The sequence below is a fragment of the Streptomyces sp. NPDC005070 genome (genome assembly GCF_053600395.1).
Genome location: NZ_JBSFZS010000036.1, coordinates 40,632 through 53,535 on the forward strand (window position 1 = coordinate 40,632; position 12,904 = coordinate 53,535).

Genomic DNA, 12,904 nt, shown 5'->3' on the forward strand with positions numbered 1-12,904 from the left:
GACCTAGGACGCGCCCTCCGCCTTCGCCTCTTCCTCCGCCGCTGTTCTCGCCCCAGCCTCCGCCTCCGCCTTCTCCCTCACCAGCTCCGTGATCATGCGTCCGATGTGCGCTTCGGCCGCCGTCTTGTCGACGCCCGCGCCGCTGAGCACGCCCTCGCCGTTCTCGAACTCCAGCAGGGCGAGCAGGATGTGCTCGGTGCCGACGTAGTTGTGGCCGAGGCGGAGCGCCTCGCGGAACGTGAGCTCCAGGACCTTCTTGGCGGCAGGTCCGTACGGGACCAGTTCGGGGACCTCGTCGGCGGCCGGCGGGAGCGCGGCGACGGCGGCCTCGCGGACGGCGTCCAGGGAGACTCCCTGCGCGGTGATGGCCCGTGCGCCGAGCGCGTCGGGCTCGCTGAGCAGGCCGAGGACGAGGTGCTCGGGCAGCCCCTCGGTCCCGCCCAGGGCCTTGCACCGGTCGTGCGCGACCACGACGGCCTTCCTGGCCCGATCGGTGTAACGGCCGAAGCCCTGGCTGGGGTCGAGGTCCGTCTCCGCCTTGGGCACGAACCGCTTCTGCGCGGCCTGCCGGGTGACGCCCATGCTCCTGCCGATGTCCGTCCAGGACGCCCCGGAACGCCGTGCCTGGTCCACGAAGTGTCCGATCAGATGGTCGGCCACCTCGCCCAGGTGGTCCGCCGCGATCACCGCGTCCTGGAGCTGGTCGAGCGCGTCGCTGTGCACCTTCTTGATGGCCTCGATGAGGTCGTCGAGACGCACGGACGCCTTGCCGGGAGAGTTCGTCGTCATGTGTCAACGGTAGGTTGACAGCCTCGGACTGTCAACCCGAAGTTGACAGTCGGCGGCCCGGCGTCCGCGCTGTTTCCGGCGACCCCGATGCCGACGGCCGACGCACTGTCCACAGGGTGTGGACGAGCCGGCGGCCGCGGCGCCGAGGCGGACACCGGCCCCCGGTCCGCCCGTGACACGATCGTGGGATGAGTACGTCCAGCACCGTGGAGCGCGCCTTCGCGGCAGCCCTCTACGCCGACACCGACACGGCGCTCGACACCGGAGCCTCCGTGCTCGCGGCCGACCCGGCCTCCGACGCCGAACTCGCCCGGCGTGGTGAGGAGTTCGTGGCGGCGGCCTGGCGGCGTGGCTGGCAGCCCGCCGATGTCGTACGGATCGTGCGGCGTGACCTGGACGACGTACACGTACACCTGGTGATCTCCTCGATCCTCACGGAGCGGGAGGGCGACCGCGAGCTCCGGGGCGCACGCTGGGCGGCCCAGCTCGACGAGCTGGGGGCCGAACCCCACGACCTCCGGACCGACCGTTTCTCACGCGCCACCGCGACCCTGGAGCTCTACCGGCTGCTCCTGCGCCTGCCCTCCATCGAGCCGCTGGACCCGCCCCGGGCGCCGGCGACGGCCGGTGCCCCGCAGGAGACACGCATGCTCACCCGCATCCGCGCCCTCCTCGCGAAGGCGGAGGCGACCGGGTTCCCGGAGGAGGCCGAGGCGCTGAGCGCCAAGGCGCAGGAGCTGATGGCGCGGCACACCATCGACGAGGCGCTGCTGGCGGCCCGGACCCACGCGAAGGACGCGCCGGGCGCCTGCCGCATCGGCGTCGAGCCGCCCTACGAGACGGCCAAGGCGGTGCTCCTGGACGCGGTCGCGGGGGCGAACCGCTGTCGGGCCGTGTGGGACGACGCCCTCTGCTTCTCGACCGTCGTCGGCTTCGAACCCGACCTGGAGGCGGTCGAGCTCCTCTACACCTCGCTCCTCGTGCAGGCCACGGCGGCGATGACGAAGGCGGAGGCGGCGCAGCGGGCGGGCGGCCGCAAGCGCACGAAGACCTTCCGGCAGTCGTTCCTGGCCGCGTACGCGCACCGGATCGGCGACCGGCTCGCGTCGGTCGCCGAGGAGCAGGTGACCGCCGCGGAGACGGAGGGGGCGCTGCTGCCGGTCCTGGCGGCCCGTGACGTGGCCGTCGCGGACCACCTGGACCGGATGTTCCCGGAGACGCGGACGACCAGGATGCGCGGGATCACCGACGAGGCCGGATGGCACGAGGGCGCCGCGGCGGCGGACCGCGCCCAGGTCCGGGGCAGACGCCCGCTCCCTTAGGCCCGAGCCATGGCCGCCGACGGTGCTGCGCGCTCCCGCGTACGGCCGAGGGGGTCGGCGGGGTGCGCGCTCCCGCAGTGCGGCCGAGCTGGTCGGCGGGGCGCCCCTCCCGGAGGGGGGAGACGGTCGTCGGCGGGCGCCCGCGAAGGGGTGCCGTACGTCAGTCGCCCGCGTGCTGGAACGGTGTCACGGAGGCGTTCGGCTCGCTCGCCGATCCCTTCCCGGCGACCGGGCCGTACGACCACGGGAAGCTCTGTGTGGTGCCGGCGCCGGGCAGAGCGATCTTCAGCGTCTTCACGGCGAGGGTCTTGGCGTCGCCCTCCGCACCCCGTACGTACGTGATGGTGAAGGTCGCGGTGTCGCCCTTGGCGAGGGTCAGCGGTTCCGGCGCCGCGGACTTGTCCCCTTCGATGTCCGCGGAGGTGCCGCCCGCTTCCACGGTGAGTCCGGGGAAGCCCTTCAGGGTGCACCCGGCGCCCTTGTTGGTGAGGGTGACGGGGATGTTGCCCGTGTCCCCGGCTGCCGTGGCGGCGTTCGCGGGGCCGACCTGGATCGCGGTGTCAGCGATCGCGCAGGCCGCGACGGTCGCCTTCTTCGCCGAGCCGGCCGTGTCACCGGACTTCTCGGAACTGCCGGAGCCGCCGCCGTCGCATGAGGTCAGGGCGAGGGCCGCCGCGAGGACGGTGACGGCGATGGGCAGAGCGCGCATGGGTTCCCCTGGGAGTCGTGACGATGTGCATGGATCATCACGCACTCGGGTCCACCGAGGTTGCGCACCCCTCGCTGTTCACCCGCACGGGACGGGTATCGCCCGATATTGTCCGCGGACGTTCCCACCTTGTCGGGATGGCCGACGCGATCCCGTGGGGTTCGCGTCGGGCGATCGCGGCTGATCCGGCGATCAGGAACCCAGGCTCGCCGTCGGCAGCCCCGTGGGCAGCTTTCCGCCCTGACTCCTGGTGTACGTCTCCTTGCCGACGCCGCCCTGCCAGGTGACCGTCAGAGTCGTACCGCTGACGGAGTCCACCATGCCGACGGCGCGCTTCTTGCTGCCGTCCGTGCAGGCCAGGCGGATCATCTGCATGCTCGCCTCGTCGGACGAGGTGCCGCTGCACACCGTGCCGCCCGTCGCGAAGAGGCCGGCCTGCTTGCCGTTGATCATGAGCACCACGGCCTTGCCGCCCGCGGTCGTGAGCCAGCTCCCCTGGAGCTTGCCGCTCGCCGCGGACGTGCCCCCGGAACCGCCGCCCGTACCGGCGCCGTCCGTCGCGGACGCGCTCGGGGTCGCCGACGGCCCCCCGGAGTCGCCGCTTCCGCTGCTGCAGCCGGTCAGCACGGCCGCCGCCGCCAGTCCCGCGGCCGCGGCCGCGATACGCGCGTGGCGGGACGGGAAGGTCGCCGTAGTCACTGAAGCCCCCAAGGGTGGGATGGATGCGGGTCGCCCGGACGATCGCAGCAAGCTATCAGGAGGACCTGGGGACCCCCTCAGGGAATCCGGCGACCAAGCGCGTCGCCTCGGCTCCTGCCGCGTCCGCCCGCCGAGGTCCGGCGGGCGCTCACCGGGCCCGGACTGCTTGCGCAGTGCGCGCTCACCGGCCTGCTCTGCTCGCGCGGTGGCAGATGCCGGGGTCCGAGAACGTCCGGCCCGAGGTCGGTCACCGGAACACGCCGGCCGCCGTCCCGTGTCCCGACGCGACCTTCTCCGGCACCGTCGACGTGCGCGTTCTCGCCTTCGAGCCCGAGCGGAGCCCGAGCGGAGGCTGAGCGTCCGCCGGGTCGACGTGAACGCGCGGCGGCCCACGGACTGGCCCGTTACCCGGACACTGGAACAGGAAGGGCGCGGTACGCGTCTCTTCCTAGTACACGCGGGATCCGATCCGGACGATCCCGCACGGATGATGGCGCGGAAGATCATGGACGGGGGGCCGGCGGTCGCATGTGATGCGATCTCCGGGGAATGCGCTGGACCGGATGAGGGCCGCACCCGCACTCCGGTGAGGTGCGGACCGTAGTCAGGCGTACGACAACCGGTAGTCAAGGGCCGGTAAAAGCTGTAACCGCAGGACCACCCCGCGTGCACGTGCATCTGCCCATGCATCTGCACATGAACAGGGCTATGATCCGAGTCAGTTGACTACTGCATCTATGGCCACCTCAGCCACTGCACGACCGGGGAGCGACCTGTGGACCACGACGTGTTCGACGTGGATGACGTGTACGACGGTATGGCTGAATTCGTGTACAACGGCATGGCCGCCACCGAGCTCGACGGTGTCGCCTGGCAGAAGAGCCGGCACAGCAACTCACAGGGTTCCTGCGTGGAGTTCGCGCGGCTGCCCGGCGGTGACGTGGCCGTGCGGAACTCGCGGTTCCCCGAGGGGCCCGCGCTCGTCTACACGCGCGCCGAGATCGAGGCCATGCTCCTGGGCATCAAGGACGGCGAGTTCGACCACCTGATCGCGGGCTGACGCCGTGATCCCGAGCTGTCCAGAACCGAGCCGTCCCGAACCGATGGGTCACGGGAAGCCGGCGACGGTGCGGGCGGCTTAAACCGAGGGTGAACTTCACTCTGCGTTCCGTAACGCGCGTAGAACCGCGGCGCCGAAAGGCGCCGCGGTTGCTATTCGGGGGAGAGCCCGGTCGTGTCCGGCTGCGCGCCCAGCCGGAACAGCGCCCAAACGACCTTGCCGCTGAGCGTCCCGGCGAGTGGGTGCCAGCCCCAGCTGTCCGAGAACGAGTCGACCAGGAAGAGGCCGCGCCCCGACTCCGCCGCGAAGTCGTCCGAGTCGCCGGCGACCGGACTCTCGTGGCTGGGGTCGCGCACCGCGCACACCAGTCGTGAGCTCCACCGCATCAAGTGCAGCCGTACGGGCGGCCCTTGGTCGTCCTTGCGGGGCGTGTCCGCGGGCAGCGCGTGCCGCAGGGCGTTGGTGACGAGCTCGGAGACCACCAGGCAGACGTCGTCGAAACGGTCGCCGATCTCCCACTGGTCCAACGTTCCGCGGGTGAACTGCCGGGCCTCGCGCACCGCTTCGTAGCGGGCGGGCAAGGCGCACGAGGCGGCGCTGGACACGGCCGCGGGATCGAGAGGCGGAAGTCCCTGCCGTAAGGGTTCGAGCATGGTCGATCCATTCGTCCCCATGCGAGGCACTCCCGGGTGTTCGCGGTCGTTGCGATGCAGCGGTGGCGCGGGGACCATGGTTCCGAATGCGTACAGCAGATGCAAGGGCAGATGCACGTGCACGCGCCCGAATTGGACCTTCCTCTCCTACTTCTTGCTCATTTCTTCCTTCACCTTATTCTCAGTTCTCGACGCTTCACTGATCCTTTCCTGTGCATCTGCTTTGGCCGCTTTCCGTTTCCGTAACTGAACGAGTACTGCTTGAAGTGTTTTAGTGGCAGACTGCGGCGTCTGGAAGACGGTTGGGGAGGCTGACGAACGTGAGCGCTGGTGAGTCGAGCGGCTCGGTGGTGCGGCGCATGCTGCTGGGGTCACATCTGCGGCGCCTGCGTGAGGCGCGTGGCATCACCCGTGAAGCGGCCGGCTACTCGATCCGCGCCTCCGAATCGAAGATCAGCCGTATGGAGTTGGGAAGGGTGAGCTTCAAGACCCGCGACGTCGAGGACCTGCTGACGCTCTACGGCATCACGGACGAGGCCGAGCGCACCTCCCTGGTCTCGCTCGCCAAGGAGGCCAACGTCGCGGGCTGGTGGCACAGTTACTCCGACGTCCTGCCGAGCTGGTTCCCCACCTACGTCGGCCTGGAAGGCGCGGCCCACCTGATCCGGGTGTACGAGGTGCAGTTCGTGCACGGCCTGCTCCAGACCGAGGCGTACGCGCACGCTGTCGTCCGGCGCGGGATGAAGGGTGCCTCCGCCGCCGACGTCGACCGGCGTGTGGCCCTGCGGCTGGAGCGGCAGAAGTACCTCGTCTCCGAGAACGCCCCCGAGTTCCACATCGTCCTCGACGAGGCCGCGCTGCGCCGCCCGTACGGCGACCGCGAGGTGATGCGCGGACAGCTCCAGCACCTGATCGACGTCTCCGAGCGGCCCAACGTGCGTCTCCAGGTCATGCCGTTCAGCTTCGGCGGGCACTCGGGCGAGAGCGGCGCGTTCACCATCCTGAGCTTCCCCGAGTCCGATCTGTCGGACGTCGTCTATCTGGAACAGCTCACCAGCGCGCTCTATCTGGACAAGCGCGAGGACGTCAACCAGTACGAGGGCGCGCTCAAGCAGCTCCAGCAGGACAGCCCCGGACCGGACGAGAGCCGTGATCTGCTGCGCGGGCTGCTCCAGCTCTCCTGACTTTCCCGAGAGCGGCCACGGACTTCTCCGGTCTCTCTCAACTCCCTTGAAACACAAGTACGATGACGTGTGATCAGACCGTGATCGGATGTCTGCTGACCCGGGCCAAGGACTGCCTCGGCAGCACAGGGATTGAGGGAGCACATGTCGTCCTACTTCACCGACCTGGCCCAGCAGTACATCGACGGCGAGTGGCGCCCGGGAACAGGCTCCTGGGACATCATCGATTTCAACCCGTACGACGGCGAGAAGCTGGCGTCGATCACGATAGCCACGGTCGAAGAGGTCGATGACGCCTACCGTGCCGCCGAGCGCGCCCAGAAGAAGTGGGGCGCGACGAACGCGTACGCGCGCCGCGCGGTCTTCGAGAAGGCGCTCGCCGTCATCGACGAGCGCGAGGCGGAGATCACCGATGTGATCATCGCCGAGCTCGGCGGCACCCGACTCAAGGCGGCCTTCGAACTGCACCTCGTCCGGGAGTTCCTGCGCGAGTCGGTCCAGCTCGCGCTGCGCCCCGAGGGGAAGATCATCCCCTCGCCGGTCGACGGCAAGGAGAACCGCCTCTACCGCGTACCGGTCGGTGTCGTCGGCGTCATCAGCCCCTTCAACTTCCCGTTCCTGCTGTCGGTCAAGTCCGTCGCCCCCGCGCTCGCGCTCGGCAACGGCGTGGTCCTGAAGCCGCACCAGAACACCCCGATCGCCGGCGGCTCGCTGGTCGCGAAGGTCTTCGAGGAGGCGGGCCTGCCCGGCGGTCTCCTCAACGTCGTCATCACCGACATCGCCGAGATCGGCGACGCCTTCATCGAGCACCCGGTCCCGAAGGTCATCTCCTTCACCGGCTCCGACAAGGTCGGCCGGCACGTCGCCACGGTCTGCGCCGCGAACTTCAAGCGCTCGGTGCTCGAACTGGGCGGCAACAGCGCCCTGGTGGTCCTGGAGGACGCGGACATCGACTACGCGGTCGACGCGGCGGTCTTCAGCCGTTATGTCCACCAGGGCCAGGTCTGCATGGCGGCCAACCGCGTCCTCGTGGACCGCTCGATCGAGGCCGAGTTCACCGAGAAGTTCGTCGCCAAGGTCAGGACGCTGAAGACCGGCGACCCGAGGGACCCGCAGACGGTCATCGGGCCCGTCATCAACTCCTCCCAGGCGGACGCGCTGGCGGGCGTCGTCGAGCAGGCGATCACCGAGGGCGCCACCGCCCTGGTGCACGGCACCACCACGGACAACCTGGTCGAGCCCTCCGTCCTGACCGGTGTCCCCGCCGACTCGGACCTGCTGCGCCAGGAGGTCTTCGGCCCGGTCGTCTTCCTCGTCCCGTTCGACGGCGAGGAGGAGGCGGTCCGGATCGTCAACGACACCCCTTACGGCCTCTCGGGCGCCGTCCACACGGCTGACATCGAGCGCGGCGTGAACTTCGCCAAGCAGATCGACACCGGCATGTTCCACGTCAACGACGGCACCGTTCACGACGAACCCCTCGTCCCCTTCGGTGGCGAGAAGCACTCCGGCATCGGTCGCCTGAACGGCGAGACGACGGTCGACTCCTTCACCACGACGAAGTGGATCTCGGTGCAGCACGGGCGGAGCCGCTTCCCCTTCTGAGCCGTCTTCGCGTGATCGTTCAGCGTGCCCGGACCCTTGCGGACAGAAACTGACCGCAAGGGTCCGTAGCGTCGTCGGTGTCAGTCGGAAGGACCCGATGAAAGGCGGCCGGTCATGGTCACGCATGTGCGAGCGGAAGAGCGGGGCGACGAGTGCGGGGCACTGCTCGCGTTCATCGAGGAGCAGCGCGGCGGCATCCGCCGGTCGCTCCTCGGGCTGACGGAGGAGCAGGCCGCGAGCCGGCCGAGCGCCAGCGAACTGTCCCTGGGCGGACTGCTCAAGCATGTCGCCGAGGTCGAGCAGGGCTGGATCGCGCGGGCCAAGGGCGAGCCGCCCGCCGTGCAGCGGGACGAGTCGAACTGGCACGAGTGCTTCGTCCTCGCCGAGGGTGAGACGGTCGCGTCGCAGCTCGCCTACTGGGAGAAGGTCGCCGCGGAGACGGAGGCCTTCCTGCGCTCGGTGCCGAGCCTGGACGACACCTTCGCGCTTCCGCCGGACCCCTGGTTCCCGCCCGAGGGCCGCGTCTCGATGCGCTGGCTGGCCCTCCACCTGATCCGCGAGACGGCCCGGCACGCCGGACACGCGGACATCATCCGCGAGTCCCTGGACGGCAAGACGGCCTTCGAACTCGTGGCACTGGAGCAGGGCTCCACCTGGGGCTGACCGCGGCACCCCTAGGCTGGACGGCATGTCAGCGATCCGTCTCCTCGTGCTCGGCGCGGTCCGTCAGCACGGGCGGGCCCACGGCTATCAGGTGCGCAACGACCTGGAGTACTGGGGCGCGCACGAGTGGTCCAGCGCCAAGCCCGGCTCGATCTACCACGCGCTCAAGCAGATGGCCAAGCAGGGACTGCTGCGCGCCCACGAGATCGCGCCGTCCACCGCCGGGGGGCCGCCGCGCACCGAGTACGAGATCACGGCTGCGGGGACCGAGGAGTTCCTGGCGCTGCTGCGCGAGTCCCTGACGTCGTACGACCAGAAGATGGACGTCCGCTCGGCGGGCATCGGCTTCATCGTCGACCTGCCGAGGGACGAGGCGGTGGCTCTCCTGAAGGAGCGGATCCGCGGGATCGAGCAGTGGCGTACGGCCGTCACCGAGCACTACGTGCCCGAGGACGGCCCCGCCCAGCTCGGGCACATCGGCGAGATCATGGACCTCTGGGTCCACTCCGCCGACGCCGACGCGGCGTGGACCCGGGGCCTGATCGCCCGTGTCGAGGGAGGCGCCTACACCTTCGCCGGGGAGGGCGAACCGTTCGTCGGGGTCCTCCGCGACGACCAGGAGAACCCGTACGCGACGGGGGAGCGGCACCCGGAGGACGCGCGCTGACCCGCGCTGGCCCCGTCACTCATCAAGTTTGACTAATGCCTTGGCCGGGCCTACCCTCCGTTGGCGTGAGTCGGTAGTCAAGTTTGATTACTGGCATGGAGGACCGGCTGGAGACCGGCTCGGAAGCGGGCCGGAGCGGAGGGAGCGGGATGACCGGGGCGATCGTCGTCGAAGGCGTACGCAAGCGGTACGGGGACCATCACGCGCTGGACGGACTGGACCTGCTGGTCGGGCGCGGCACGGTGCACGCGGTGCTCGGCCCCAACGGCGCGGGCAAGACGACCCTGGTCAGGGTCCTGTCGACGCTGCTGCGCCCGGACGCCGGCAGGGTGGAGGTCGCCGGGCACGACGTGGTGCGCGAGGCCCGACGGGTGCGGTCGCGCATCGGCCTGCTCGGCCAGCACGCAGCGCTCGACGAGGAGCTCGGGGGCCGGCAGAACCTGGAGATGTTCGGACGCCTTCACCACCTGGGCTCCCGCGCCGCGCGGACACGGGCCGACGAACTCCTGGAGCGCTTCGGTCTCGCCGGCACAGGCCGCAAGGCGGTCCGCGCGTACAGCGGCGGCATGCGCCGTCGCCTGGACCTGGCCGCGTCGCTCATCACCGATCCCGAGGTCCTGTTCCTGGACGAGCCGACGACCGGGCTCGACCCGCGCGGCCGGGCGGAGGTGTGGGCGGCGGTGCGCTCCCTGGCCGGCGGCGGCACGACGGTGCTGCTCACCACCCAGTACCTGGAGGAGGCGGATCAGCTCGCCGACCGCATCTCGGTCGTCGACCACGGACAGCTCATCGCGGACGGAACGGCCGACGAACTGAAGTCCCGGACGGGCGGCGAACGCATCGACGTGGTGCTGCGCGACGCGGGCCTGCTGGGCGCCGCCGTGGCCCTGTCGCCGTTCGCGGGGGAGGGGGTCTCGGTCGACGCGGACCGCCGGTTGCTCAGCGCTCCGGTCACCGACCGCATGGCGGCCCTCGCCGCGGTCGTAGGCGCTCTGGAGGAGGCCGGGATCGAGGCGGAGGACATCGCGCTGCGGCGCCCGACGCTGGACGAGGTGTTCCTGCACCTCACCGGGGAGACATCGCGAACCAAGGAGGCCGTGTGAGCACGACGTACGACACCGTCAGCGAAGGGAACCGGGCGTCCGGGCGGCCGGGGGGACCCCGTGGGCCGCTCGAACTCGGCGCGGGAGCAAGGCTGTTCTCCGACTGCTGGACGATGACCCGCCGCGAATTCGCCCGCTGGGCACGGCAGCCCGTCCAGGCTGCGGTCGGTCTGGTCTTCCCCGTGATGCTGCTCCTGATGTTCGGCTATCTGATCGGCGGCGGCCGGGACGTCGAGGGCGACTACGTCGACTACCTGGTGCCGGGCATGCTCGCCCTGACCATGGCGTTCGGCCTGGAGGGCACGATGCTGGCCGTCACCCAGGACCTCGGCAAGGGCGTCATCGACCGCTTCCGCTCCCTGCCGATGGCCAACGGGGCCGTCCTCGTGGGCCGTTCGGCCGCCGACGTGGTCCAGTCGGTGGCGAGCCTGGCCGTGCTGACCGGGGTCGGGTACGCGCTCGGCTGGCGCCCCGACACCACCCCCGGCGCGTTCCTCGGAGCGATGGGGCTGCTCCTGCTCCTCCGCTTCGCCATGCTGTGGATCGGTATCCACCTGGCGATGGTGGCCGGGAAGCCGGAGCTGGTGCAGGCCGTACAGATCCTGGTCTGGCCCGTCGGCTTCCTGTCCAACGTCTTCGCCTCCCCCGACTCCATGCCCGGCTGGCTGGGCACGGTGGTCGGCTGGAACCCCATGTCCCAGACGGCGACGGCCGTCCGTGAACTGCTCGGCGGACCGGGCGGCGAGCCGGGCCATATCGGCCCCGCGATCCTGTGGCCCCTGGCCCTGCTCGCGGTCTTCTTCCCCCTGGCCGTACGGCGCTTCGCCCGCATGAGCCGCTGACGGAAGGCCGCGAGGCCGGGCCGACGGGCAGTCGGGCTGCCGGGCAGTCGGGCCGCCGGGCTGCCTGGGGGTGCACTCCGGCCTCGGGTGGCCCGGCCCGGAGCCGGCCGCCGCGCAAGGTGATCCGGGCCGGGCTTCAGTGGTGGAAGCTCGTCTCCGCCTCCTTGTCGTGGGTCAGCGGGTGGGGCTGGCGGCGCAGTTCGGGCAGCAGCCGGGTCAGGTCCTCGATGAAGAGGTCGGCGAGGTCGGACGAGAAGCCGTTGCGGCACACCACCCGCAGTACGGACAGGTCCTCGCGGTTCTCGGGGAAGGTGTAGGCGGGCAGCAGCCAGCCCTTCTCGCGCATTCTCCGGGACACGTCGAACACGTCGAACGCCTTCACCTCGGGCGCCGTCGTGAAGGCGAACACCGGCAGTTCCTCCCCGCGGGTGAGGAGCCGGAAGTCGCCCAGGCAGTCCACCCGTTCGGCGAGGGCGCGTGCCACGTCCCTGGTCGTCTGCTGCACGGCTCGGTAGCCCTCCCGGCCCAGCCGCAGGAACGTGTAGTACTGCGCGACGACCTGCGCGCCGGGGCGGGAGAAGTTGAGCGCGAAGGTCGGCATGTCGCCGCCCAGATAGTTCACCCGGAAGACCAGTTCCTCCGGCAGCTCGGCCGCCGTCCGCCACAGCGCCCAGCCGACGCCGGGGTAGACCAGGCCGTACTTGTGGCCCGAGGTGTTGATCGACGACACCCTGGGCAGCCGGAAGTCCCAGACCAGGTCCTCGTCCAGGAACGGCGCGATCATCGCGCCGGACGCGCCGTCGACATGGACCGGGATGTCGAGTCCGGTGCGCTCCTGGAGCCGGTCCAGCGCCGCGCACAGCTCCTCGATCGGTTCGTAGGACCCGTCGAAGGTGGAGCCCAGGATGCCGACGACCCCGATCGTGTTCTCGTCGCACAGCGCGGCCGCCGCCTCGGGGTCGAGGTGGAACCGGTCGCCCTCCATCGGGATCTGGCGGGCCTCGACCTCCCAGAAGTTGCAGAACTTCTCCCAGCACACCTGGACGTTCACGCCCATGACGAGGTTGGGCCGGGTGCCCGGGTAACGGTCCGCGTTGCGCAGGGTCCAGCGCCGCTTCAGCGCCATGCCGGCGAGCATGCACGCCTCGCTCGACCCGGTCGTGGAACAGCCCACCGCGGCCGACGGGTCCGGCGCGTTCCACAGGGCGGCGAGCATCGACACACAGCGCCGCTCCAGTTCGGCCGTCCGGGGGTACTCGTCCTTGTCGATCATGTTCTTGTCCCGGCACTCCGCCATCAGCATGCCCGCCTGCGGTTCCATCCAGGTGGTGACGAAGGTGGCGAGGTTCAGCCGGGAGTTCCCGTCCAGCATGAGCTCGTCGTGGACGAGCTGGAGCGCGGTTGTCGGCGGCAGCGGGCCGTCCGGGAGCCGATGCTTGGGCGGTGCCTCGACCATGCCGCTGACCGGGTTGGCCTCGCCGTAGAAGGGGTTGACGGAGTGGGGGTGGGCATCGGGCTGCTGCTGGCCCTGGTGGAGCGGCACGGGCTTCTCCCAACGGTCTGCGGGACGGGCGTCCCATTTCTTCATCGGATGAGGGCGCCCCGGCG

General features: G+C 70.4%; 13 protein-coding genes. 8 read left to right on the forward strand and 5 right to left on the reverse strand.

What is annotated here, in order from left to right; genetic code table 11:
• Positions 1-3: 3 nt before the first annotated feature.
• On the reverse strand, positions 4-789 hold the full coding sequence (locus tag ACWEBX_RS14825) for a Clp protease N-terminal domain-containing protein (protein ID WP_451885247.1): 786 nt from the start codon (positions 787-789) through the stop codon (positions 4-6).
• Positions 790-977: 188 nt separating this feature from the next.
• On the opposite strand from ACWEBX_RS14825, the gene ACWEBX_RS14830 reads away from it, so the two are divergent.
• The gene (locus tag ACWEBX_RS14830; RefSeq protein WP_451885248.1) at positions 978-2,111 is read left to right on the forward strand and encodes a DUF2786 domain-containing protein; all 1,134 of its coding nucleotides are present in this window, start codon (positions 978-980) and stop codon (positions 2,109-2,111) included.
• Positions 2,112-2,271: 160 nt separating this feature from the next.
• On the opposite strand, the gene ACWEBX_RS14835 is transcribed toward ACWEBX_RS14830, so the two are convergent.
• Positions 2,272-2,820, reverse strand: a complete 549-nt coding sequence (locus tag ACWEBX_RS14835; RefSeq protein ID WP_451885249.1) for a DUF4232 domain-containing protein — start codon at positions 2,818-2,820, stop codon at positions 2,272-2,274.
• Positions 2,821-3,012: 192 nt separating this feature from the next.
• Positions 3,013-3,519: a hypothetical protein gene (locus ACWEBX_RS14840; protein WP_451885250.1), complete on the reverse strand. Its 507-nt coding sequence runs from the start codon at positions 3,517-3,519 to the stop codon at positions 3,013-3,015.
• Positions 3,520-4,294: 775 nt separating this feature from the next.
• On the opposite strand from ACWEBX_RS14840, the gene ACWEBX_RS14845 reads away from it, so the two are divergent.
• A complete protein-coding gene (locus ACWEBX_RS14845) occupies positions 4,295-4,579 on the forward strand; it encodes a DUF397 domain-containing protein (protein ID WP_037625978.1) in 285 nt (94 codons plus the stop codon).
• Between the two features lie 152 nt (positions 4,580-4,731).
• On the opposite strand, the gene ACWEBX_RS14850 is transcribed toward ACWEBX_RS14845, so the two are convergent.
• Positions 4,732-5,253, reverse strand: coding sequence for an ATP-binding protein (locus ACWEBX_RS14850; RefSeq protein ID WP_451885251.1), 522 nt, complete (start codon positions 5,251-5,253; stop codon positions 4,732-4,734).
• Positions 5,254-5,591: 338 nt separating this feature from the next.
• Here ACWEBX_RS14850 and ACWEBX_RS14855 point away from each other — a divergent pair, with 338 nt between their 5' ends.
• From ACWEBX_RS14855 to ACWEBX_RS14880, 6 genes are all read left to right on the forward strand, one after another.
• On the forward strand, positions 5,592-6,416 hold the full coding sequence (locus ACWEBX_RS14855; protein ID WP_355766589.1) for a helix-turn-helix domain-containing protein: 825 nt from the start codon (positions 5,592-5,594) through the stop codon (positions 6,414-6,416).
• 144 nt (positions 6,417-6,560) lie between these two features.
• Positions 6,561-8,021 carry an aldehyde dehydrogenase family protein gene (locus tag ACWEBX_RS14860; protein WP_451885252.1) on the forward strand — a complete coding sequence of 487 codons (1,461 nt, stop codon included), beginning with the start codon at positions 6,561-6,563 and terminating at the stop codon, positions 8,019-8,021.
• 114 nt (positions 8,022-8,135) lie between these two features.
• Positions 8,136-8,684 (forward strand): DinB family protein, encoded by a 549-nt coding sequence (locus ACWEBX_RS14865; RefSeq protein WP_451885253.1) that lies wholly within the window; start codon positions 8,136-8,138, stop codon positions 8,682-8,684.
• A 25-nt stretch (positions 8,685-8,709) separates the two neighbouring features.
• Positions 8,710-9,351: a PadR family transcriptional regulator gene (locus ACWEBX_RS14870; protein WP_451885254.1), complete on the forward strand. Its 642-nt coding sequence runs from the start codon at positions 8,710-8,712 to the stop codon at positions 9,349-9,351.
• A 149-nt stretch (positions 9,352-9,500) separates the two neighbouring features.
• Positions 9,501-10,454: an ATP-binding cassette domain-containing protein gene (locus tag ACWEBX_RS14875; RefSeq protein ID WP_451885266.1), complete on the forward strand. Its 954-nt coding sequence runs from the start codon at positions 9,501-9,503 to the stop codon at positions 10,452-10,454.
• Positions 10,455-10,567: 113 nt separating this feature from the next.
• Positions 10,568-11,296, forward strand: coding sequence for an ABC transporter permease (locus tag ACWEBX_RS14880; protein ID WP_451885267.1), 729 nt, complete (start codon positions 10,568-10,570; stop codon positions 11,294-11,296).
• 136 nt (positions 11,297-11,432) lie between these two features.
• Here ACWEBX_RS14880 and ACWEBX_RS14885 read toward each other — a convergent pair whose 3' ends face one another.
• Entirely contained in the window at positions 11,433-12,839 is a 1,407-nt protein-coding gene (locus ACWEBX_RS14885; protein ID WP_451885255.1) for a glutamate decarboxylase, read from the reverse strand.
• Positions 12,840-12,904: the final 65 nt, after the last annotated feature.

Coding starts and splice junctions, on each gene's coding strand:
- ACWEBX_RS14825 (WP_451885247.1), bottom strand. CDS start 789: ATGACGACGAACTCTCCCGGCAAGGCGTCCGTGCGTCTCGACGACCTC.
- ACWEBX_RS14830 (WP_451885248.1), top strand. CDS start 978: ATGAGTACGTCCAGCACCGTGGAGCGCGCCTTCGCGGCAGCCCTCTAC.
- ACWEBX_RS14835 (WP_451885249.1), bottom strand. CDS start 2,820: ATGCGCGCTCTGCCCATCGCCGTCACCGTCCTCGCGGCGGCCCTCGCC.
- ACWEBX_RS14850 (WP_451885251.1), bottom strand. CDS start 5,253: ATGGGGACGAATGGATCGACCATGCTCGAACCCTTACGGCAGGGACTT.
- ACWEBX_RS14855 (WP_355766589.1), top strand. CDS start 5,592: ATGCTGCTGGGGTCACATCTGCGGCGCCTGCGTGAGGCGCGTGGCATC.
- ACWEBX_RS14860 (WP_451885252.1), top strand. CDS start 6,561: ATGTCGTCCTACTTCACCGACCTGGCCCAGCAGTACATCGACGGCGAG.
- ACWEBX_RS14865 (WP_451885253.1), top strand. CDS start 8,136: ATGGTCACGCATGTGCGAGCGGAAGAGCGGGGCGACGAGTGCGGGGCA.
- ACWEBX_RS14870 (WP_451885254.1), top strand. CDS start 8,710: ATGTCAGCGATCCGTCTCCTCGTGCTCGGCGCGGTCCGTCAGCACGGG.
- ACWEBX_RS14875 (WP_451885266.1), top strand. CDS start 9,501: ATGACCGGGGCGATCGTCGTCGAAGGCGTACGCAAGCGGTACGGGGAC.
- ACWEBX_RS14880 (WP_451885267.1), top strand. CDS start 10,568: ATGACCCGCCGCGAATTCGCCCGCTGGGCACGGCAGCCCGTCCAGGCT.